Annotated in this window: 19 protein-coding genes; 8 read left to right on the forward strand and 11 right to left on the reverse strand. The window is 71.8% G+C overall.

The features are described from left to right. Positions 1-307: 307 nt before the first annotated feature. From ABZ370_RS14295 to ABZ370_RS14310, 4 genes are all read left to right on the forward strand, one after another. Positions 308-1,204 (forward strand): Gfo/Idh/MocA family oxidoreductase, encoded by an 897-nt coding sequence (locus ABZ370_RS14295; RefSeq protein WP_358620055.1) that lies wholly within the window; start codon positions 308-310, stop codon positions 1,202-1,204. Positions 1,205-1,329: 125 nt separating this feature from the next. Beyond that, on the forward strand, positions 1,330-2,073 hold the full coding sequence (locus ABZ370_RS14300) for a beta-phosphoglucomutase family hydrolase (protein ID WP_358620057.1): 744 nt from the start codon (positions 1,330-1,332) through the stop codon (positions 2,071-2,073). Continuing rightward, positions 2,070-4,415: a glycosyl hydrolase family 65 protein gene (locus ABZ370_RS14305; RefSeq protein ID WP_358620058.1), complete on the forward strand. Its 2,346-nt coding sequence runs from the start codon at positions 2,070-2,072 to the stop codon at positions 4,413-4,415. Before ABZ370_RS14300 ends, ABZ370_RS14305 begins: the two co-directional genes overlap by 4 nt. A gap of 27 nt (positions 4,416-4,442) precedes the next feature. Continuing rightward, positions 4,443-5,489 (forward strand): PHP domain-containing protein, encoded by a 1,047-nt coding sequence (locus ABZ370_RS14310; protein ID WP_358620060.1) that lies wholly within the window; start codon positions 4,443-4,445, stop codon positions 5,487-5,489. A gap of 59 nt (positions 5,490-5,548) precedes the next feature. Here the strand turns inward: ABZ370_RS14310 and ABZ370_RS14315 are convergent, their stop codons facing one another. Continuing rightward, the gene (locus ABZ370_RS14315) at positions 5,549-6,121 is read right to left on the reverse strand and encodes a YceI family protein (protein WP_358620061.1); all 573 of its coding nucleotides are present in this window, start codon (positions 6,119-6,121) and stop codon (positions 5,549-5,551) included. A gap of 122 nt (positions 6,122-6,243) precedes the next feature. Further along, positions 6,244-8,178 (reverse strand): glycoside hydrolase family 97 catalytic domain-containing protein, encoded by a 1,935-nt coding sequence (locus ABZ370_RS14320; RefSeq protein WP_358620063.1) that lies wholly within the window; start codon positions 8,176-8,178, stop codon positions 6,244-6,246. 156 nt (positions 8,179-8,334) lie between these two features. Here ABZ370_RS14320 and ABZ370_RS14325 point away from each other — a divergent pair, with 156 nt between their 5' ends. Next, positions 8,335-8,505, forward strand: coding sequence for a hypothetical protein (locus tag ABZ370_RS14325; RefSeq protein WP_358620064.1), 171 nt, complete (start codon positions 8,335-8,337; stop codon positions 8,503-8,505). A gap of 13 nt (positions 8,506-8,518) precedes the next feature. On the opposite strand, the gene ABZ370_RS14330 is transcribed toward ABZ370_RS14325, so the two are convergent. From ABZ370_RS14330 to ABZ370_RS14360, 7 genes are all read right to left on the reverse strand, one after another. Further along, positions 8,519-8,992, reverse strand: a complete 474-nt coding sequence (locus ABZ370_RS14330) for a nuclear transport factor 2 family protein (protein WP_358620066.1) — start codon at positions 8,990-8,992, stop codon at positions 8,519-8,521. Between the two features lie 38 nt (positions 8,993-9,030). Next, the gene (locus tag ABZ370_RS14335; RefSeq protein WP_358620068.1) at positions 9,031-9,510 is read right to left on the reverse strand and encodes an Appr-1-p processing protein; all 480 of its coding nucleotides are present in this window, start codon (positions 9,508-9,510) and stop codon (positions 9,031-9,033) included. A 39-nt stretch (positions 9,511-9,549) separates the two neighbouring features. Further along, positions 9,550-11,286: a right-handed parallel beta-helix repeat-containing protein gene (locus ABZ370_RS14340; RefSeq protein ID WP_358620070.1), complete on the reverse strand. Its 1,737-nt coding sequence runs from the start codon at positions 11,284-11,286 to the stop codon at positions 9,550-9,552. A gap of 106 nt (positions 11,287-11,392) precedes the next feature. Further along, complete coding sequence (locus tag ABZ370_RS14345; protein WP_358620072.1) at positions 11,393-12,211, reverse strand: class I SAM-dependent methyltransferase; 819 nt, start codon at positions 12,209-12,211, stop codon at positions 11,393-11,395. A gap of 209 nt (positions 12,212-12,420) precedes the next feature. Continuing rightward, the gene (locus ABZ370_RS14350; RefSeq protein WP_358620074.1) at positions 12,421-13,641 is read right to left on the reverse strand and encodes a globin domain-containing protein; all 1,221 of its coding nucleotides are present in this window, start codon (positions 13,639-13,641) and stop codon (positions 12,421-12,423) included. Between the two features lie 111 nt (positions 13,642-13,752). Next, the gene (locus ABZ370_RS14355) at positions 13,753-14,202 is read right to left on the reverse strand and encodes an Rrf2 family transcriptional regulator (RefSeq protein ID WP_358620075.1); all 450 of its coding nucleotides are present in this window, start codon (positions 14,200-14,202) and stop codon (positions 13,753-13,755) included. A 36-nt stretch (positions 14,203-14,238) separates the two neighbouring features. Then, positions 14,239-15,249, reverse strand: coding sequence for an AI-2E family transporter (locus tag ABZ370_RS14360; RefSeq protein ID WP_358620392.1), 1,011 nt, complete (start codon positions 15,247-15,249; stop codon positions 14,239-14,241). A 338-nt stretch (positions 15,250-15,587) separates the two neighbouring features. On the opposite strand from ABZ370_RS14360, the gene ABZ370_RS14365 reads away from it, so the two are divergent. Next, complete coding sequence (locus ABZ370_RS14365; protein ID WP_358620076.1) at positions 15,588-16,841, forward strand: cysteine desulfurase-like protein; 1,254 nt, start codon at positions 15,588-15,590, stop codon at positions 16,839-16,841. A gap of 12 nt (positions 16,842-16,853) precedes the next feature. After that, on the forward strand, positions 16,854-17,393 hold the full coding sequence (locus ABZ370_RS14370; RefSeq protein WP_358620078.1) for a hypothetical protein: 540 nt from the start codon (positions 16,854-16,856) through the stop codon (positions 17,391-17,393). 10 nt (positions 17,394-17,403) lie between these two features. Here the strand turns inward: ABZ370_RS14370 and ABZ370_RS14375 are convergent, their stop codons facing one another. Continuing rightward, positions 17,404-18,360 (reverse strand): ADP-ribosylation family protein, encoded by a 957-nt coding sequence (locus ABZ370_RS14375; protein WP_358620079.1) that lies wholly within the window; start codon positions 18,358-18,360, stop codon positions 17,404-17,406. 215 nt (positions 18,361-18,575) lie between these two features. Here ABZ370_RS14375 and ABZ370_RS14380 point away from each other — a divergent pair, with 215 nt between their 5' ends. Next, positions 18,576-19,247, forward strand: coding sequence for a helix-turn-helix domain-containing protein (locus tag ABZ370_RS14380; protein WP_358620081.1), 672 nt, complete (start codon positions 18,576-18,578; stop codon positions 19,245-19,247). 60 nt (positions 19,248-19,307) lie between these two features. Here ABZ370_RS14380 and ABZ370_RS14385 read toward each other — a convergent pair whose 3' ends face one another. Further along, positions 19,308-20,414, reverse strand: a complete 1,107-nt coding sequence (locus ABZ370_RS14385) for an amidase domain-containing protein (RefSeq protein ID WP_358620083.1) — start codon at positions 20,412-20,414, stop codon at positions 19,308-19,310. Between the last annotated feature and the right edge of the window lie 26 nt (positions 20,415-20,440).

Consider the following 20,440-nt stretch of genomic DNA (forward strand, 5'->3'; position numbering starts at 1 on the left):
GACCGCGCGCCCCGCGATGCGGCGGCGTGGCGGGGCAGGCCGCCTCGCAGGGCCCGATGCGGTGGGGCTCGGGCGGGTCGGGCTGGCCACGGCGGTCCTCCAGCGGTGAGGGGAGCGCGGCCGTGCCCGGGCTGTGGCGGGGCCGTGGCCCAAGATTGTCACCGCCCCCGCACACCGGCACCCGCCCACGTCCAAGCAGGTGAGCGGCGTACCGCGGGCGACCGACCCGCCGCGACCGGGGCGGCGCCGTAGGATCGCGGACGGCCACGGGAGCACCCCGTGGCGGACCGGGCGAAAGGGCGGACGGATGCGCTTCGGACTGCTGGGCACCGGACACTGGGCCGCGGAGACCCACGGCGCGGCGCTCGCCGCGCACCCCGGCGTGGAACTGGCCGGGATCTGGGGCCGCGACCCGGCCAAGGCGGCGGCGCTGGCCGACCGTTACGGCACCCGCCCCTACGACGACGCCGACGCACTGATCAGCGATGTCGACGCGGTCGCCGTCGCCCTCCCGCCGGACATCCAGAGCGGGCTCGCCGAGCGCGCCGCGCTGGCCGGGCGCCATCTCCTGCTCGACAAGCCGGTGGCCTTCACCACCGCTGACGCCGACCGGATCGTGGCCGCCGCCGACGAGCACGCGGCCGCCTCGGTGGTCTTCTTCACCCGGCGCTTCGCCGCGCCCGTCGCATCGTTCCTGGACAGCGCCGCGGCGGCCGGGGGCTGGGACGGCGGCCGCGCCACCGGCTTCGGCTCCATCTTCCGCTCCGGCAGCCCCTACGGCGCCTCTCCCTGGCGCCGCGAACGCGGTGCGCTGTGGGATGTCGGCCCGCACGCCCTGTCCCTGCTGCTGCCGGTGCTGGGCCCGGTGGCCGAGGTCACCGCCCTCGACGGACCGCGCGGCGCCGTGCACGTACTGCTGCGGCACCGCTCCGGCGCGGTCGGCACCCTCGTGCTCACCCTGGACGCCCCGCCCGCCGCCACCGGATTCGGCTGCGACTTCTACGGGGAACAGGGAACGGCCGAGGTGCCCGACCCCGGAACCACAGCCGTCGAGGCGTTCACCACGGCCGTCGACCGGCTGTTGCGGAGCGCCCGGGACGGTGCGGCCGACCCCTGTGACGTGCGGTTCGGCCGCGAGGTGGTCGCCGTGCTGGAGGCCGCCGACCGCTCCCGCCGCGAGGGCCGCACCGCCGTACCCGGCTGAGACCCACCGGACCCCGCCGGACCGTCGGTGAACCGGACCCCGCCGGACGGCCGGTGAACCGGACCCTGCCGGACCCGCCGGACAATCCGCCGCATATTCCGGCGTGCGCGGGGGAACCGGGGGCCATGACGAAGCTCTGCCTCCCGGCGAACATCCGGGCCTGCCTGTTCGATCTCGACGGCGTGCTGACCCGGACCGCGGTGGTGCACGCGGCGGCGTGGAAGCAGATGTTCGACGAGTTCCTGCGGCACCGCGACGGACCCTCCTTCCGCCCCTTCGACAAGACCGGCGACTACGACGCATACGTCGACGGCCGCCCGCGCGCCGACGGCGTACGCACCTTCCTGGCCTCCCGGAACATCGACCTCCCCGAGGGCGGCGCGGACGACCCGCCCGACAAGGACACCGTCCAGGGGCTCGGCAACCGGAAGAACGCCCTCGTCCTGGAGAAGATCCGTAAGGAAGGCGTCGAGGCGTACCCCGGATCGGTGCGCTTCGCCGAGGCCGCACGCGGAGCGGGGCTGCGCACCGCGGTCGTCTCCTCCAGCGCCAACTGCCGCGACGTGCTGATCGCCGCCGGTATCGAGCAGCTCTTCGAGGTGCGGATCGACGGCGTGGTGGCCGCCGAGCGCGGGCTCCCGGGCAAACCACGTCCGGACACCTTCCTGGAGGCCGCCCGGGAACTGGACGCCGCCCCCGCCGAGGCGGCCGTCTTCGAGGACGCTCTGGCGGGCATGGCGGCGGGCCGCGCGGGCCGCTTCGGCCACGTCGTCGGCGTGGACCGGACCGGTCAGGCGGGCGCGCTGCGCGAACACGGCGCCGACATCGTCGTCAAGGATCTCGCCGAGCTGCTGGAGGACCCCTCGTGATCACCGATGCCTCGTACGCCGTCGAGCCGTGGCAGCTGCGCGAGACCGCGCTCCGCCTCGACCTGCTGCCGCAGAGCGAGTCCGTCTTCGCGCTCTCCAACGGCCATGTCGGCTGGCGCGCCAACCTCGACGAGGGCGAGCCGCACGGTCTGCCCGGCTCCTACCTCAACGGTGTGTACGAGCTGCGCCCGCTGCCGTACGCGGAGGCCGGATACGGCTATCCCGAGGCCGGTCAGACCATGATCAACGTCACCAATGGCAAGATCATCCGGCTGTTGGTGGACGACGAGCCCTTCGACCTGCGCTACGGACGGCTGCGCTCCCACGAGCGCGTGCTCGACCTGCGGACCGGTCTTCTGCACCGCACCTGCGAATGGACCTCCCCCTCGGGAACCAGCGTGCGCGTCCGCTCGACCCGGCTGGTCTCCCTCACCCAGCGGTCCATCGCCGCGATCGCCTACGAGGTGGAGGCGCTGGACGCCGAGATCCGGGTCGTCGTCCAGTCCGAGCTGGTCGCCAACGAGCAACTGCCCGAGCGCGGCGGGGACCCCCGGGTGGCCTCCGCGCTGGAGAGCCCGCTGGATGCCGAGGAGAACGCCGCCGTCGACAAGCGGCTGCTGCTGATCCACTGCACCAGGGCCAGCCAGCTGCGGGTCGCCGCCGCCGCCGACCACCTGATCACCGGACCGCCGCCGACCCGGCACGCCAGTGAGAGCGGCGACGACGTCGCCCGCCTGACCGTCACCTCCGTCCTCAAGCCGGGCGAGAAGCTGCGGCTGGAGAAGCTGGTCGCCTACGGCTGGTCCGGCGCGCGCTCCCTGCCCGCCGTCCGCGACCAGGTCGAGGCGGCGCTCGCCGGAGCCGCCTCCACCGGCTGGAAGGGCCTGGTCGAGCAGCAGTGCGCCTGGCTGGAGGACTTCTGGGCCCGCGCCGACGTCGAGGTCGAGGGCGACGCCGAGATCCAGCAGGCCGTGCGGTTCGGCATCTTCCACGTCCTCCAGGCCGGTGCGCGCGCCGAGGAACGCGCCATCCCCGCCAAGGGCCTCACCGGCTCGGGCTACGACGGCCACTCCTTCTGGGACGCCGACACCTTCGTCCTGCAACTGCTGACCTACACCTTCCCCGAGGCGGTCGCCCAGGCGCTGCGCTGGCGCCAGTCCACCCTGCCCGCCGCCCGGGAGCGGGCGCGCCAGCTGGGCCACGAGGGCGCCGCCTTCCCCTGGCGCACGATCGACGGCTCCGAGTGCTCCGCCTACTGGCCGGCCGGTACCGCCGCCTTCCACATCAACGCCGATGTGGCCGACGCCGTGGTGCGCTACATCGCCGCCACCGGCGACGAGGAGTTCGAACGCGAGACCGGGGTGGACATTCTGGTGGAGACCGCGAGGCTATGGCGTTCCCTGGGCCACCACGACCACCACGGCCGCTTCCACATCGACGGGGTGACCGGCCCGGACGAGTACAGCGCCATCGCGGACGACAACGTCTACACCAACCTCATGGCCCAGTCGAACCTGCGCGCCGCGGCGGACGTCGTGGAGCGCCACCCGGACAAGGGCTCGCTGCTGGGCGCCGACGACGAGGAGGCCGCGACCTGGCGGGACGCGGCCGAGGCCATGGCGGTCCCGTACAACAAGACGCTGGGCGTCCACGAACAGTCCGCCGACTTCACCGGCCACCAGGAGTGGGACTTCCAGAACACCCACCCCAGCCAGTACCCCCTCATGCTCCACTTCCCCTACTTCGACCTGTACCGCAAACAGGTCGTCAAACAGGCCGACCTGGTGCTGGCGATGTATCTGCGCGGCGAGTGCTTCACGGACGAGGAGAAGGCCCGCGACTTCGCCTACTACGAGCCCCTGACCGTCCGCGACTCCTCCCTGTCCGCCTGCGCCCAGGCCGTCATGGCCACCGAGGTCGGCCATCTGCGCCTCGCCTACGACTACCTGGGCGAGGCGGCCCTGATGGACCTGCGGGACCTGGAGCACAACACCCGCGACGGCCTGCACATCGCCTCGCTGGCCGGTACCTGGATGGCGCTGGTGGCCGGGTTCGGCGGGATGCGGTACCGCGAGGGCAGCCTGTGCTTCTCGCCCAAGCTGCCGGAGAAGCTGGCCCGGCTCGCGTTCAGCGTGCAGGTGCTGCGACGGCGGCTGCGTGTGGAGATCACCGACCTCACCGCCACCTACACCCTGGTCGAGGGCGCGCCGCTGGAGATCCAGCACTACGGCCGTCCCATCACCGTCTCCGACAAGTCGCCCCAGACCTGCGACGTGCCCGAACAGACCGCCCGCGCCGAGCCCCGGCAGCCCCCGGGCCGCCGCCCGGACCGGCGCGCCTGAGACACCGCGAGGACGAGGGAGGGCGTGGTGGACCCGCTGACGGCCCTGGACCGGATCGCGTTCCTGCTGGAGCGCGAGCAGGCACCGACCTACCGGGTGCGCGCCTTCCGCAACGCGCAGGCGGTGCTCGCCGGGCTGTCCCGGGACGAGGTGGAGCGACGGGTGGCGGCGGGGACCCTCGCCTCGCTCAAGGGCCTCGGCCCCAAGACCTCGCTGGTGGTCAAGGAGGCGCTCGCGGGGGAGGTGCCGGGATATCTGCGGAAGCTGGAACCCGGTGGTGGAGAGGGCACTCACCGGCCCGAGGCCGAGGCGGAGGAGCTGCGGGCCGCGCTGCGCGGCGACTGCCATCTGCATTCGGACTGGTCGGACGGCGGTTCCCCGATCGAGCTGATGGCCCGTACCGCCGCCCGGCTGGGCCACGACTGGGCTGTGCTCACCGACCACTCCCCACGGCTGACCATCGCCCGGGGACTGACGGCGGACCGGCTGCGCGAGCAGCTGGACGTGGTGGCGGCGCTCAACGAGACGCTGGCCCCGTTCCGGCTGCTGACCGGGATCGAGGTCGACATCCTGGCCGACGGCACGCTGGACCAGGAGCCCGAACTGCTCGACCGGCTGGACCTGGTGGTGGCCTCCGTCCACTCCAAGCTGCGGATGGACGCGCGCCCGATGACCCGCCGGATGGTGACCGCCGTCAGCGACCGCCACGTCGACGTGCTGGGGCACTGCACCGGGCGGTTGCTGGGCGGCAAGCGCCCCGAGTCGGCGTTCGACGCCGCCGAGGTCTTCGCGGCCTGCGCGGAGTCGGGCACCGCCGTGGAGATCAACTGCCGTCCGGAGCGCCTTGATCCGCCGCGTCGGCTGCTCCGGGAGGCGGTCCGGGCGGGGACGTTCTTCTCGGTCGACACCGACGCCCACGCGCCCGGCCAGCTCGACTGGCAGATCAACGGATGCGCCCGGGCGGTGGAATGCGGCGTGCCGGGGGAACGGATCGTCAACACCTGGACGGCCCGGCAGCTGGGGGAGTGGACCCGCACCCGCAAGCCCCCGGGCCGCCGGACCCGCACCGGCTGACCGGTTAATCCTCAGGCGGCCGGTTGGCTGACCGGCTGACGGGTTGGTCCTCCGGACGCTCAGGAGCGCCCGCCGTCGGGATCGAGGACAGCCTCGATGTCGAGGGTGATGTCGACCATGTCGCTCACCACGACCCCGCCCTTGTCCACCGTGTCGTTCCAGGACACCCCGAAGTCGTGCCGGTTGACCCGGCCCGTCGCGAGGAAGCCCGCCCGCCGCCTCGGCCCCAGATCCCGGTCGCCCTCCCACCAGGGCGTGCTCCAATGCCCCAGATAGGTCACATGCAGCGGCACCCGGCGGGTGACACCGCGCACCGTGAGATCGCCCGCGACCTCGAACTCGGTTTCGCTCAGCTGGGTGACGCCCGTACCGGTGAACGTCCACGTCGGATGGTGCTCGACATCGAAGAAGTCCGCGCTGCGCAGATGGGCGTCCCGCTGCGGCTGCCCGGTGTACACCTGCGTCGCGTCGATGGTCGCCTCGATCCGGGCGTCCTCCGGCCGGTCGGGATTCACCTCGATCGAGCCCTCGACATTCTTGAGCTGCCCGCGTACGTACGTGACCATCATGTGCCTGGCCCTGAATTCTGCGGCCGTGTGGCCGGGCTCGAAGAACCATCTGGTGATCGCCATATCCGCTTCCTGACGTGTGATCCGCTTCGGTCGCCCCGGAACGATCATGCGTCAGGCGCGCGGAATCCGCCGCTCCGGCGGCGGCCCGGGTCACCGTTGGTGTCCCGGGCCGCCGCCGCGCGTCAGGACCGGTCGCAGCCGGTGACGCCGGGGCGCCAGCGGCAGGCGATGGCGGCGAAGCCGCCGTCCTTCACCACCGGGACGGACACGGTGTCCCCGCCGCGTACCACCCGTGATGTGCGCACCAGGCCGTCCGCCCCGTCGAGGACGAGGTCGACCAGCCACTTCCCCTTGCCCAGCCGCAGCGGCACGGCGGCGGTGTGCGCGTCACCGGTGAAGATGCCGCCGATGAACCAGCGCCCGCCGTTTTCCCGCGCGAGCACCGCGCTCTCCCCGGGCCGCCCCGTCAGCAGCCGGGTGCGCTCCCAGGAGGCGGGTATCTGCTCCAGGAAGCGCCGGGCCTGCGGACGGGCGTCGTACGACTCGGGAGTGCCCGCCAGGTTCTGGATGCCCGACTCGTACAGCACCGACAGGCCCAGCTCGCCCGCGTCCGAGGCCGCGTTGGGGCGCTCGGCCCGGTGGAAGGCGCCCGGGGTGAAGTCCATGGAGCCGATGACATTGCGGGTGAAGGGAAGCGTCGCCAGGTGCTGCGGGGTGTTCACCCGCTTCTCCTCGCCGTTGACGCCCTCCATCGTCATCACCTGCGGCCAGGTGCGCTGGATGCCCTTGGGGATGGTCGAGCCGTGGAAGTTGACGAGCAGATGGTGGGCAGCGGTGGCCGGAAGGATCTCGTCGTACCAGCGCAGCGTCGCCTGGGACTCGGAGTCCATGAAGTCGATCTTCACCCCCTTGACGCCCCACTTCTCCAGGGTCGGCAGCCACTGCTCGCGTTCCTCGGCGGTGTCCAGATCGCGCTGATGAATCCAGACCTGGATGCCGACCTTCCGCTCCCGGGCGTACCGGACCAGCTCCGGAATCCAGCTGTCGCGCTGCCAGTCGGGGTCGGTGACGTCCCACTGATCCGGGTCGAAGTACCAGCCCGCGTCCACCACCACATATGGCCAGCCGCGGCGTGCCGCGTAGTCCACGTACCCCTTCTGCATCGACAGGCTCTGCCCGGCCGGACGCCCGCCCGCGAGCCAGGTCCACAGCGCGGGCCCCGGCCGGACCCATGAGGTGTCGGCGACCTTCGACGCGGGAGCCAGATCGTCGGTGAAGGTGGACTCGGTGACCGTCGCCAGATCGCCCACGACCATCGCGCGCCACGGAGTGCTGAGCGGACCGTCGGACTCCACCCGCTGGTCCCACAGCCCGATGCGGTACGTCGGGTTGCCCTCCTCGTGGACCAGGCGGGCGGCGGAGTAGCGGCCGGTGAGGTCCGACTCGGCGATCAGGGCGTAGGTGCCGCCCGTCTGGAACAGGGCCTGCGCCATGTACTCACCGGCGGGCGCCGTCGCCGCGGTGTACTGCTTGAACAGGTTCTCGTTGTCCTTGCGGTAGTCGCCGAGCCACGCGTCCGCGTTCGCGGGCAGCGTGAACGCCGAGGTCTCGCCCAGCACATCACCGCTGCCGGACGGCAGGGCGTAGCGGTACGCCACCCCGTCGCCGGATACCCGCACCAGCACGTCCAGCCGGGCGCCGCCGCTGCCCCGGAACCGGAAGCGCGCCTCGGTCATGCGGACCGTGCGTGAGCGCTCCTTGCCGACCGTGGACCGGTACCGCTCGGCCACCGTACGGTCGACGCGGCCCAGGAACCGCAGCCCGCGCGAGAAGTCCGCCCGCTCGGTGACGATGCCCACGGGCGAGGGCTCGACCACCGTACGACCGGCTCGGGACACCTGAAGCGTCAGCGCGCCCGAGGCCCGGTCGAGCCGTAACCGGGCGAGCGGACCGGAGTCCGCGCGTGACGTTGGACCGTTCGTCAAGGGACCGCCCACCGTCCACGCGGAGTCCTTCGCCTGCTCCTTCGCCCGCGCCGGGCCCGTGACGAACAGCGTCATGGCCAGTGCGCCGCAGAGGAGAAGGACGAGGGCGGAGCGTCTGACAGATCTCTCCATGTTTGCCTCCCGAGGCGGATACGTTACCGAGTCATCCGATAACTGGGGAGGGGTGAGACCGAATGACGGCCCATCAAGGCCCAAGTGTGCTTCATAGATCCGACCTATCTACCGCATGGCACCCTTGGCATCCGGATAATCGGAAGGACACCGTCGATGAGCGACGACACGGACCCCCGGCAGCCCGCTGACGGCGCCCCCGCCGAGCCCGAGGGCGGGGAAGCCGCCTGCTGGCTGGACCGCGTGTGCGCCGCCTGCGGTGCCATCCAGGACACCGCCCCCTTCGACCGCTGCGAGCGCTGCGGCGCGCCCGCGGAGGACCACTGACCTAGCCGCCGCCTCAGCCCTGCTCCGCGCCCCCGAGCCGCTCCGTCTCCCCGCCGAAGGCCAGATGCGTGGTGCGCGAGGCCAGCAGCCACCGCCCCTCCACCCGGCGGAACCGGTCCTCGTAGTGCCCCACATTGACCGGCGGCCGCGTCGGCACGATGCCCCCGCGATAGCCGTCCACCCGGTACGTCGCGAAGTACGACGTCGAACCTGCCGTCGTCGCGGAGTCCACCGTGACCAGGACGTTGGAACACACCCGGCGCGACAACCGGTCAGCGGGCCGCGAGGCGAAATACTCCCGCAGCGCGTCCCGCCCCCGCACCAGACGATCGCCGCCGGGCCACTCCCATATCCCGTCGGCGGTGAACAACTCCGCCACCGCGCCGGGTTCGCCCAGATCCAGCCGCCACAGGAACTCCACGAGCAGACGCTCACAGGCCCGCTCGGCGAGCAGCCGCTCCATCGGATCGAGTGTGCCGGTCTCCATCTCCGCCTCCTTACCGCAGCCCGGGTCGCGGGGCCGACTCAGCCGCCGTGGTCGTAGACCGTGACGCGGATGTTCCGCGCTGTCAGCCGTTGTTCTATGAGGGGCTCGACCCGCGACCACCGGCCGCCCGCCAGCCCGCAGCCGATGCGCGGCATATGAATCGACGCACCTGCCTCGGCGGCCCTGGCCGCGAGCGCGCCCAGCGCCGTGTCGATCGCCTCGTACCGCACGGGAACGCCCTTGCTGCCACGGCGCATCCCGCGCTGACCGATCATGTTCGCGACCCACAGATACGGGCCCACCTGGACGAACTGCACCGCGCCCAGCCCGAAGTCGTTCCCCGCCCGCTCACGGTGCCACCGGCGGTACGCCGCCTCGGGCTCCGGCCAGCGCCGTGACAGCGTTAGCACGAAGCCCTTCCCCCAGCCGCCCAGGTCGTTGCAGACATGGGCGAGGATCTTCACTCCCTTGCCGTGGGGCGAGGTGGCGTCCCCCCGGACGTACTCGATCTCCGCCATGTCCTCACGGTACGAGGCACCACTGACAATCGACAGCGATTAACGCGGGCCCTCGATCGCCCCGATGTCGGGCGCGCCGCGGTAGAGGGGCGTGCCCCGGTAGTCGCGGCCGCCGTTGTCGGGGGTGGGGGCGCCGCTGTCGATCAGGGGGGAGCCCGGGCGGGGAGCGAAGGCCAGGCCGGTGCGCAGCCGCGGACCGCTGGTAGGTGTGCCGTACGGGCCGGACACGGCCGGGTTGACGAACAGCGGGTCGCCGGTGCGCGCGTTTGAGTCCGTGGCGGGTACCGGGAGCGCGGCGCCGCCGTAGAAGTTGCGGTCGTAGGTGATGGTCGGGCTGGTCGTCAGGGTGGCGTCGGCGACCGCCGAGGAGAACACGTTGTCGTGCAGGTTGTAGCGCGCGTTCAGCGAGGAACCGTAGCCATAGACCAGGTACTCGCTCGCCGCGTTGTGCACCGTGTTGTTGTAGACCTCGGCCGACGCTGCCTTGTCCGAATGCAGATACAGCGGATACCGCGAGTTGCCGTTCAGGACGTTGTACCGCACCACGACGTCGCCGAAGGCGAATTGGCAGAGCAGGATGCCGTCGCCGTTGTCATGGACGAAGTTGTACTGGATGACCACCTGCGTGGTGCCCTTGTCCGCGTCGATGCCGTTGGAGTCCGCGCCCCCGGCCTTCCGTTCCGTCCGGTACACCTCGTTGCGCTGGATCACCACGTCGTCCGCGTAGTACGCCTCGATGCCCGACGTCCCCGCCTGGTCGACCACATTGCGGTCGACCAGCGCGCCGCGCACGTTGGTCAGATACATGGCGTTGCAGCCGTACGCGGTGCCGCCCTGGGAGATGTGGTTGTTCCGGATGGTGATGTCCGTGTGCGGGGTGAACGTGGTGTCGGACGCCGAGGTCCGGGTGCCCCAGCCGGTCGGCTTGGCGACCGGGTCGCCGTTGGCGTCCTTCATGTCACCGGTGTACTGCTTCACGACGATGCCCGCGAACGAGGTATCGCGCACCGTGGAGTTCTGGACCCGTACGTCGTTCAGCACGGTCGGGGCGGCGGGTGGCGCCGTGATGTCGGGCACGGTGGTGTCGAAGACGATGCCGCCGGTCTTCTTCGACCGGTCCCATCCGGTCTTGAAGCGCACGCCCGGGGCGTTGCCCGCGGTGTCGCCGCTGATCCAGTTCACCTCGCCGGTGACATCGTGGACATCGACCCTGTCGATCACGAAGTGATCCAGTTGCCGTGAGTCGTCCCCCGAGACATGGATGCCGCGCAGATCGCGCAGATTCTCGCCCGGAGTCCCCGTGGCGGGCAGCGCGTTGCTGACGTCGAGGTCACGGATCTCCCAGTACTCCTGGTTGAACAGCCGCACCGCGTCATCGACCCGGCCCTCCGCCCGGATGCGGGGCTTGGGGCCCGCGCCGTAACGCCCGATCGCGATGGGCCGGTTCTTCTCGCCCGAGCCCTTCGGCCACAACTGGCCCTTCCAGGAGCCGCCTCCCTTCAGCAGGATGCGGTCACCGGGCCGGAACGTCGTCCGGCCGACCCGCTCCAGACTGCGCCACGCCGCGCGGACGCCGGTGCCGGACGCGTCGTCGTGCCCGGACCGGGAGTCGACGTAGTAGGTGGTGCCCGAGGCCGCCGTGGCGGCCTGTGCGGGGGCGGGGAGCGCCATGAGCGTGGCGGCGGCGCCGAGGGCGGCGGCGGTGAACAGGCCGAGTGGCCGTCGGCCGGATCTGACGGATCTGACAGGTCTGACGGATCGTCGTCCAGAGGTCATCACGCCATAGAAAGCGCTGTCATCTGTACTGTCAAGGTGTGTGCGGCGCAGGCGAATACACCACTGCCGACGGCCGGTCCTGGAGAGCGAAGGCGGGATTGGGCATCTAGAAGCGGTAGCGCAGAATGCGGCCCACGTCCTTGAAGCCGGGCAGATGCGACATCACCTTCATGCTCATCCTGCCCGCGGTGGGCATCGCCTCCATCCCCGGCATGTCGACGCTGCGCACCGCGTCCATCAGGGTCAGCCCGTCGTGCCAGCCCTCGATCTCCCGCGGGTCGTCGAGGCCCCAGTGCAGCGTCGCGCCCGCGTTGCGTACCGCCGGGACCATCTTCTGGAGGCGGATGCCCAGTGATCCGTAGACGTCGAAGAGCAGTTGGCCGCCGGGGAACCGGTCGGTGATCCGCTGGATGAGGCGCTTGCCCTCCTCCTGGCGCAGATACATCGTCAGCCCCTCGAAGACGGCCACGGTCGGCCGGTCGTCGGGCACTTCGCGGAGCCATGCCTCCTCGGTGACCGAGGAGGCGACCATCTCGTAGTTCCCCGAAGGCTCGGGCAGCAGCTGTCGGCGCAGTTCGATGACGTCGGGGTAGTCGACGTCCAGCCAGCGCACCGACGACGACGGGGCGAGCCGGTGGACCCGGGTGTCCAGCCCGCACGCCAGGTGCAGCACGGTCGCCTTCTGGTGCTCGGCCAGGAACGCGGAGGTCCAGTCGTCGAGCTGTTTGGCCCGGAGCGCGATGCCGACGGCGGTGGTCTCCGTCATGCCCGTCTTGCCGAAGTCGTAGGCGACGCGCTCCACCGCCTCCTGCGCCGTGTGATCGCCCAGGACGGAGTGCGGCGAGCGGCTGTCCACCGCCCTGCCGTACAGCGTGGCGAGCATCGTCTCCTGCGTACCGGTGAGAGTGATCTTTTCGCGATCCATGGTTCCTCGGTCGAGTGCGGGGGTATCGACGGCCATTTCCGGCGATTCATCCGGGATGGGTGGAATCCGTGGGGCGTACCGTCCCATGAGTACCCGGACCAAGGCGACCGGACCCTGGGCCATTCGTGTCCTTCACGCCGGAATCCCGGGCCCGGCGGCCGCCGGAGACGACCGGAAACGGCTGGAAACGGCCGCCGGGTGAGCCGGGGTCAGTCCTGCGCGAGCCACAGATCGGGGCCGAAGACCTCGTAGTGGATGTCCGACGGCCGCACACCGCGCTCCAGTAACTGGGCGCGCACCGACCGCATGAACTCCAGCGGCCCGCAGAGATAGGCGTGGACGCCCTCGGGGATCTCGACGCCGGACAGGTCCATCCGGCCGGTGCGCCCGGCCGTCTCGCCGTCCCCCGGCCGGGCCGTCGCCCCGTCCTCCGGCCGCTCGTACCAGAGGTGCGCGGAGCCCTGGGCGAGTTTGGTGATCAGCCGCTCCTGATCGGCGCGCAGCGCGTGGTCGGCGGGGGAGCGGTCGGCGTGGACCGCGACGACCGGGGCCTGATGCCCCCGGTCGACCAGGTCCTCCAGCATGGCGACGATCGGTGTGCAGCCGATACCGGCCGACGCCAGCAGCAGCGGGGCGTCCCCGGAGCCGAGCACGAGGTCGCCATACGGTGCGGACACGCTGAGCACATCGCCCTCCCGGAGGTGCTCGTGCAGATGGCCCGAGACCTCGCCGTCCGGCCCCGAGCCGCCGCGCACATGCTTGACGGTGATGGAGCGCACCGTCGCACCGGGCGGGTTGGTCAGGCTGTACTGGCGGATCTGGCGCGCCCCGTCGGCCAGTTCGACCTGGACCGAGACGTACTGGCCCGCCGCGAAGGCCGGTGCCGGGCGGCCGTCCGCGGGCCGCAGCCGGAAGGTGACGACGTCCGCGGTCTCCCGGACCCGCTCGGCCACCTCCCATGGCCGCCAGGTCCCGCCCGCCAGCACCCCCTGCTCGGCGTAGAGCCGCCGCTCGATCTCGATGAGGGAGTTGGCCATCAGCCAGTAGACCTCGTCCCAGGCGGCTGCGACCTCCTCGGTGACCGCGCCGCCGAGCACCTCCGCGATCGCGGCCGACAGATGGCGGTGTACGAGCGGGTACTGGGCGGGGCTCACCCCCAGCGAGGCGTGCTTGTGCGCGATCCGGCTCAGCATCGCGTCGGGGCGGACGCCGGGGTGCTCCACCAGCGCGGTGGCGAACGCGGCCATGGCCCCGGCGAGGGCCTGCCGCTGGACGCCGGCGGCTTGGTTCCCCCGGTTGAACATGTGCCGCAGCAGCTCCGGGTGGGCCTCGAAGAGCCTCCGGTAGAACAGGTCGGTGATGGACCCGATGGCCGCGCCGACGGCGGGCAGGGTGGCACGGACGGTGTCAGCGGACTTCTGGGAGAGCATCACCGGCTCCTAAGTGGTACGTGTGATTCGTATTCAACGGCGCGAAGAGACCCGGCGCGGCGAGCGTCGCCGTACAGGGGCGGGCGGGGCGGAGCGGCGTTCCCGGCGGGCTCACCGCTCCGCCCCCGGGCCCCGGCCGACCAGACCGAGCAGCACGGGCCCGGTGGGGGAGTCGACCAGATCGGTGACCGTCAGCGGGTCGAGCGAGGAGAAGAACGCCTCCTGCGCCTGCCGCAGCGCCATCCGCAACCGGCAGCCCTGCCGCAGCGGACACGGGGTGTCGCCCTCGCAGTCGACCACCTCACCGGCTCCTTCGAGCTCCCGGACCAGCTGGCCGACCGACGCGGTGCGGCCGGTCCCGGTGAGCGCCAGCCCGCCGCCCCGCCCCCGGCGCGTCTCGATGATCCCGAGGTGCTGGAGCCGGGCGGCCACCTTCGCCAAGTGGCTGTACGGCACCCGCATCTCCCCGGCGATCTGCCGCGCGGTGCACGGCTCGGCCCCGGTGACCGCCAGTCGCATGATGGCGCGGAGGGCCAGGTCGGTCGATTTCGTCAGCCGCATGACGCCAGATTAGATAATACGAATCTGAGATGCAATTTATCGAGGCGGGGTACGCAGTGCGCGGAACACGGACCAGGCCACCGACACCATGGGCACGGCCACGATCGCGCCGACCACCCCCGCCACGATGCTTCCCGCGATCACCGAGATCGCCACCATCACCGGATGCAGCCGCACCGCCCAGCTCATCACCAGCGGATGCAGCACATGCCCCTCGAACTGCCCCACCACGACGATGAGCGCGAGGACCACCGCCGCGATGACCGGCCCCCGTCCCGCCAGCGCCACCACCGTGGCGACGGCCAGCGCGATCGGTGAGCCGATCAGCGGGATGAAGGTGGCGAAGAAGACCAGCAGGGTCAGCGGCAGCGCCAGCGGCACCCGCAGCAGCAACAGGGCCAGGCCGACCAGGACCGCGTTGGCGGCCGCCACCACGATGATTCCCCGGGTGTACCCCGCGAAGGTGCTCCAGGCCGCCCGGCCCGCCCGGTCCCACGGGGAGCGGGCCGCCTCCGGAAGCTGTTCGCGGAACCACCGCCACATCCCGTCGCCGGAATGGACGAAGAACAGCGAGCAGAACAGCGCCAGCACCACCGCGGTCAGCGCCTCCACGACCCGGCCCGCACTGCTCAGCGCACTGCTGATGAGCGTGGCGCGATGGGCCGTGACGAACGAGCTGATCCTGTTGTGCAGCCCGGTCAGCGTGCGGTGCCGGATATGGAACGGCGGCCCCTCCAGCCAGCGAGTGATCCGGCCGATCCCGCCGCGGAACTCGCCCACCAGCCTGCCCACCTCGCCCGCCGCCGCGTTCCCCACCAGCGCCAGCAGCCCCAGCACCACCAGCAGACTCCCGAACACCGCCAGCGCCACCGCGAGCGGCCGGGGCAACCGGCGCGCCAGCACATCGGCCAACGGCCGCAGCAGCGCCGTGCCCACCAGCGCCAGGAACACCGCGACCGCCACCAGCTGAAAACGCCCCAGCACGGTGAACGCCAGATAGACCGCCACCCCGACGGCCACCAGCCGCCACGCGTACGCGGCGGCCATCCGCAGCCCGGGATGCACCCGATCGCCCACCCCGCCCGCACCTGGCGCCGGAGCGGGCCCCGGAGGCGGCTTCGGAGCGGGCTCCGGAGGGGGAGACTCGCTGTTCACGCCGGTGCCACCGCCCTCCGTGTGCCGGTCCCGCGCCCCGGTTCCACACGGCGGGACGGGGTGAGGGTTCTTCCCGTTATGGGCCTGATGTGATGATTCAATCAGGGCGGCCGACCGCGCGCCTGATCACCGGCGGCGGCGCTGTTCCCCACAGCCCCGGCGAACTCCATAATCGATCACCACGGTGCCTCATCCGCCGACCGCCCTCCGCACCGCAGCAAGGAGTTGCCGTGACGTACGACATCACCGCCATCCGCGCGCAGTTTCCCGCCCTGAAGGCCGGTTCGGCCCACTTCGACGGCCCCGGCGGTACGCAGACCCCCGTATCCGTCATCGAGGCCATCACCGACGCCCTCGCGCACCCGCTGGCCAACCGGGGCCGGAACACCGCGGGGGAGCGCAACGCCGAGGCGATCGTCGCCGCGGCCCGCCAGGCGATGGCCGACCTGCTCGGCGCGGACCCCACCGCGGTCGTCTTCGGCCGCAGCGCCACCCAACTGGCCTACGACTTCTCCCGTACGCTCGCCACGACGTGGTCGCCGGGCGACGAGATCGTGGTCACCCGGCTGGACCACGACGCCAACGTCCGCCCCTGGACCCAGGCCGCGGCCCGGGCCGGGGCCACCGTGCGCTGGGCCGACTTCGACCCGGCGACGGGCGAGCTGACCCCCGACGACATCAGCGCCGTCCTGAGCGAGCGCGCCCGGCTGGTCGCCGTCACCGCCGCCTCGAACCTCATCGGCACGCGCCCGGCGATACCGGAGATCGCCCGGCGCGCGCACCGGGCCGGGGCGCTGCTGTACGTCGACGGTGTGCACTACACCGCCCACTCCCTCGTCGACGTCGGCCCGCTCGGGGCGGACTTCTTCGCCTGCTCCGCGTACAAGTTCCTCGGCCCGCACCTCGGCGTCCTGGCCTCCCGCCCCGAACTCCTGGAAACCCTGCACCCCGACAAGCTGCTCCCCTCCACCAACGCCATCCCCGAGCGGTTCGAGCTGGGCACCCTGCCGTACGAAGTCCTCGCCGGAACCCGCGCCGCCGTCGACTTCCTCGCCGGTCTGGACCCGCGGGCGCGGGGCAGCCGCCGCGAACGCCTGGCGTCGGCGTACGCGGCCCTCGAAGAACACGAGGACACGCTGCGGCTGCGCCTCGACAAGGGGCTGGCCGCCCTCGAAGGGATCACGGTCCACTCCCGCGCGGCGGACCGCACCCCCACCCTCCTGATGACCATCGACGGCCGTGACACCAACGACGCCTACCGCTACCTGGCCGACCGCGGCGTGGCCGCCCCGTCCGGAGCCTTCTACGCGATCGAGACCTCCCGCAGGCTGGGCCTCGGCGACACCGGCGGACTCCGCGTCGGGCTGGCCCCCTACACGAGCGCCGAGGACGTGGACCGGCTGCTGGAGGGCCTGTCGGACTTCCTGTCGCCGGACGCCGCCGACGCCCCGGATAAAGCGTCGCGCCCGGCGGCCCACGACTGACACCCTCCCACCATGGAACGCACCGAAGTACTCGTCATCGGAGGGCGCGCGGGCGTCGGCAAGACGACGGTCGGCTGGGAGGTGTCGGCGCGGCTGCGCGCCGCGTCGGTGCCCCACGCGATCCTGGAGGGTGACTTCATGGCCCAGGTGCACCCTGCCCCCGAGGACGATCCGCGCCGCACGAAGATCGCCGAACGCAACCTGACGGCCCTCTGGGCCAACTACGCCGAACTCGGCCACCGGCGCCTTGTCTACACCAACACCGTGAGCGTGCTGCCCGAGACCACGGACATGATCGAGCGCGCCACCGGGCCCCGTGCCCGGATCGTACGCGTCCTGCTCACCGCCTCGGACGCCACGACGGAGGAGCGGCTGACGGGCCGGGAACTCGGCTCGGAACTGGAGCACGAACTGCGCGGCAGCGCCCGCAAGGCCCGCCTCCTGGACGAGCAGGCCCCCGCGGACACCCTGCGCGTGGCCACCGACGGGCGGCTGGTGGTGGACATCGCACGTGAGCTGGTGACCGCCACCGGCTGGGCCGACGGCGCGTAGCGCCCTCCGGTCAGCCGCTCGGGACCAGCACATCGACCCGGGGCAGACCACGGTGGCGGTGATGGGCGGCGGCGATCCCCGCCAGCGCGGGGCGGCCCAGCGCGCCGTAGGCCGCCGCGAGGAGATCCCGCGCGAACTCCTCCAACGCCGGCTCGCCCCCTGACGCCCAGTGCAGATCGCGCCCCAGCACCAGCGCCTCCGCCGGATCCCCCGCGGCACACCGCCGCAGCGCCTCCTCCACGCTCCGCTCCACGGTGGCGTGGTCCTCGACGAACCCGTACATGAACTGCGCGAACGCGTAATCGTCGGCGCCGTTGTGCGGGGGCCGGTCCAGCGCGGTGCCGCCCGCGACGAGCGCGCCCGCACCGTCCAGGGTGGTGATCCGCCCCGGTTCAACGGGCAGGGCGGCAAAATCGTGGATCCTGGAGTAGGCGATGCCCACCTCCGCCCGGTCCCCGGTCTCGAAGCCGGTCAGCGCCAGCCGCAGCGCCTCGAGCCCCGACCGCCGCCCTGCCAGGTACTCCTCGTCCCCGTCGTCGTCCGCGAGGTCCTGCCAGTGACGCTCCAGGAGCGCCCGCACCGCCTCCAGCGGCGTTCCCGTGCGCCGTTCGATCCCGCCACCGTCGTGGGTGTAGTACGAGGCGACCCCATCGCACGTGCGCCCGTCGTCGGACCACAGCCCGTAGTGCAGCCCGTCGGACCCGCCGTGCAGAAACGTCAGAAACTCCGGCGGGTCCCGGTAGTAGCGCCCGTGCACCCGCACATCGACGCCCTCGCGGGGCCGCGCGCCAGGGTCTTCGTACACGTCCGCGACACCGTACGGGGACACCTCCATGTCCGCCAGCGCCCGGCGTTCGACGGGCCCCAGACGTCCCAGGAACTCCATCAGCCGGAAGAACGACTCCGGCAATATGAGCCCCCAGTCGCGCCGGACCCGCTCCTCGACGCCCGCCTTTGTCCGATCCACCGAACATCCCCCGATCCACACCCGGCCACCGTGCCGAGGACCGAGGCTACCGAACCGCCCCTCGGCCGCCGATGCCCCGTACACCACGGTCGGATCCCGCCCGCCGCCCGGCTAGGCTCAGTCGTGCGGTGTGATCCACGACATGTTGTACGCCACAAGGGGAAGGCGCGGAGGACGTGAGGGACGGTCAGGATTCCATACGGTCGAAGCCCCCGATGCGAGCCGACGCCCGCCGCAACCAGCAGCGCATCCTGGACGCGGCCCGTGCGATGTTCGGCGAGTACGGAACCGCCGCGCCCCTGGACGACATCGCCCGCCGCGCCAACGTCAGCATCGCGACGCTCTACCGCCGCTTCCCCGACCGCGCCGCGCTCTGCCGGCAGGTGGGCGTCGAGGGCTACGAAACCGTGCTCGCCGAGGCGCGGGCCGCGCGGGAGGTGGCCGAAGAGGACGGTCCGGACGCTCCGTTGCGGGCCGTCGAACGCTTCCTGACCGGCGTCGTCGAACAGCGCTCGCGCCTCGTCCTCCCGCTGTTCGGCGGCCCGGGCTTCCACGACGAGGAAGCCACCGTCCTGCGACACCGCGTCACCGGCTGCCTGGACGCGATCCTCGTCCTCGGCCGGGAGTGCGGCGCGGTGCGTGACGACGTCAACTCCACCGATCTGCTGATGGCCGCGGCCATGATCAGTCGCCCGCTCCCCAACACCCCGCCCGAGTGGCTCGACACCACCGCCCGCCGCCACATCGCCGTCCACCTCGACGGACTCCGCCCCGGCGCCACCCACCGCCTCCTCGGCCCGGGCCCCGGCCACCCGGAACCGGAGCACGCCTTCAGCCCCGAGACGCCGACGGCGGCGGAGCACGCGCCCACCGAACACCGCCCCTGACAAACGGACCGTGGCCCCCACCCGAAGGGCGAGGGCCACGGTCACCGGTGGTGTGTCCCGTCAGGTGCGGTACGCGTAGTACAGCGAGTTCGGGTTGGAGGCGATGATGCTCGCCACCGACTTCCGGTAGGTGTTGACCGAGTGGTAGGTCATATACGGGACACCGCTGGAGGAGCGGTACGTGACCATCATGGTGTGGTCCTTGGACCCGTCCCGGTCGAAGTCCATCTGCATGACGTCGCCGACACCCATGTAGTACACGTTCGCCAGGTTGGTCGCCCGCTTGGCGTCCAGCGTGAACCACGACCACTCATTGGCGCCCACCCACGCGGTCGCCTGGGTGGAGGTGTCGTACCACCAGGTGCGGTAGTCCGTCCCGTCGCCCGGCGCGTGCTTCCACCCGCCCGCCTTCAGGGCCTGGCTGATGAAGTTGGTGCAGTCCCCACCGGCCTCGTTGAACTTCCGGTAGGCGGAGTTGTAGTTGCTCCAGTACTTCTCCGCGTACGTGGCCATCGCCGCGTAGTTGTACGCCCCGGCGGGCTTGCTCACCTGCTGGGACGGCTTCGACGTGGCCGCGGGGGTGGCGCTGGGCAGGGCCGCCGCCTTCACCGCCACCGTGGCGGGCTCGTTGATGGCCCGGGGCCCCTCGTCGGTGGGCCTGATGCCGGTCAGCTCCCACTTCCCGCCGGTCCCGGCGGTGAAGCTCAGCTCGTGGTGGGCCTGGAAGCCGGTCGTCGCGGGCTCGTCCCCGCGGATCTTCTTGTACGTCAGCGTCGTGGTCTCGGTGGCCTGGACGGTCGCACGCCCGCCCGTGACCCGGGTCTTGCCCACGGTGACCTTGGTGTCGGCCTTCGTGTACGCCTCGCCCATGGCGGCCAGCCGCGCCTTGCGCGTCCGCAGCGTGGACAGCGCCGACTTCTCGTTCCGCGTCAGACCGGCCGACAGCCGCGCCTTCTTGGTGACCGGTGCCGCCGCACTCCGCACCTGCTGCCCGTCCAGCAGCGCCGCCGTACGCTCCGTGAGCACCGCGTCGGCCAACTGCCCGAAGGACGTGGCGGTCGCCCCGTCCACCACACCCGTCTGCGCCGCACTCGCGGCAGAGGCGGGCAGTGCCACGGCCGACAGCGCCACCGTCAGTGCCGCCCCGGCAGCGGATCTGAAGGTCATTGATTTCACGTTGGTTTCCCCTCCGC

Origin of the sequence: Streptomyces sp. NPDC005962, assembly GCF_040629205.1 — a bacterium.
In the GTDB taxonomy this organism is placed as follows: domain Bacteria; phylum Actinomycetota; class Actinomycetes; order Streptomycetales; family Streptomycetaceae; genus Streptomyces.

Excerpts from the sequence above, each read along its gene's own strand:
- ABZ370_RS14380 (WP_358620081.1), top strand. The coding sequence starts at position 18,576 with ATGCGAGCCGACGCCCGCCGCAACCAGCAGCGCATCCTGGACGCGGCC.
- ABZ370_RS14315 (WP_358620061.1), bottom strand. The coding sequence starts at position 6,121 with ATGGCGATCACCAGATGGTTCTTCGAGCCCGGCCACACGGCCGCAGAA.
- ABZ370_RS14330 (WP_358620066.1), bottom strand. The coding sequence starts at position 8,992 with ATGGAGACCGGCACACTCGATCCGATGGAGCGGCTGCTCGCCGAGCGG.
- ABZ370_RS14300 (WP_358620057.1), top strand. The coding sequence starts at position 1,330 with ATGACGAAGCTCTGCCTCCCGGCGAACATCCGGGCCTGCCTGTTCGAT.
- ABZ370_RS14295 (WP_358620055.1), top strand. The coding sequence starts at position 308 with ATGCGCTTCGGACTGCTGGGCACCGGACACTGGGCCGCGGAGACCCAC.
- ABZ370_RS14325 (WP_358620064.1), top strand. The coding sequence starts at position 8,335 with ATGAGCGACGACACGGACCCCCGGCAGCCCGCTGACGGCGCCCCCGCC.
- ABZ370_RS14320 (WP_358620063.1), bottom strand. The coding sequence starts at position 8,178 with ATGGAGAGATCTGTCAGACGCTCCGCCCTCGTCCTTCTCCTCTGCGGC.
- ABZ370_RS14340 (WP_358620070.1), bottom strand. The coding sequence starts at position 11,286 with ATGACCTCTGGACGACGATCCGTCAGACCTGTCAGATCCGTCAGATCC.
- ABZ370_RS14355 (WP_358620075.1), bottom strand. The coding sequence starts at position 14,202 with ATGCGGCTGACGAAATCGACCGACCTGGCCCTCCGCGCCATCATGCGA.
- ABZ370_RS14370 (WP_358620078.1), top strand. The coding sequence starts at position 16,854 with ATGGAACGCACCGAAGTACTCGTCATCGGAGGGCGCGCGGGCGTCGGC.
- ABZ370_RS14345 (WP_358620072.1), bottom strand. The coding sequence starts at position 12,211 with ATGGATCGCGAAAAGATCACTCTCACCGGTACGCAGGAGACGATGCTC.
- ABZ370_RS14350 (WP_358620074.1), bottom strand. The coding sequence starts at position 13,641 with ATGCTCTCCCAGAAGTCCGCTGACACCGTCCGTGCCACCCTGCCCGCC.
- ABZ370_RS14385 (WP_358620083.1), bottom strand. The coding sequence starts at position 20,414 with ATGACCTTCAGATCCGCTGCCGGGGCGGCACTGACGGTGGCGCTGTCG.
- ABZ370_RS14335 (WP_358620068.1), bottom strand. The coding sequence starts at position 9,510 with ATGGCGGAGATCGAGTACGTCCGGGGGGACGCCACCTCGCCCCACGGC.
- ABZ370_RS14360 (WP_358620392.1), bottom strand. The coding sequence starts at position 15,249 with ATGGCCGCCGCGTACGCGTGGCGGCTGGTGGCCGTCGGGGTGGCGGTC.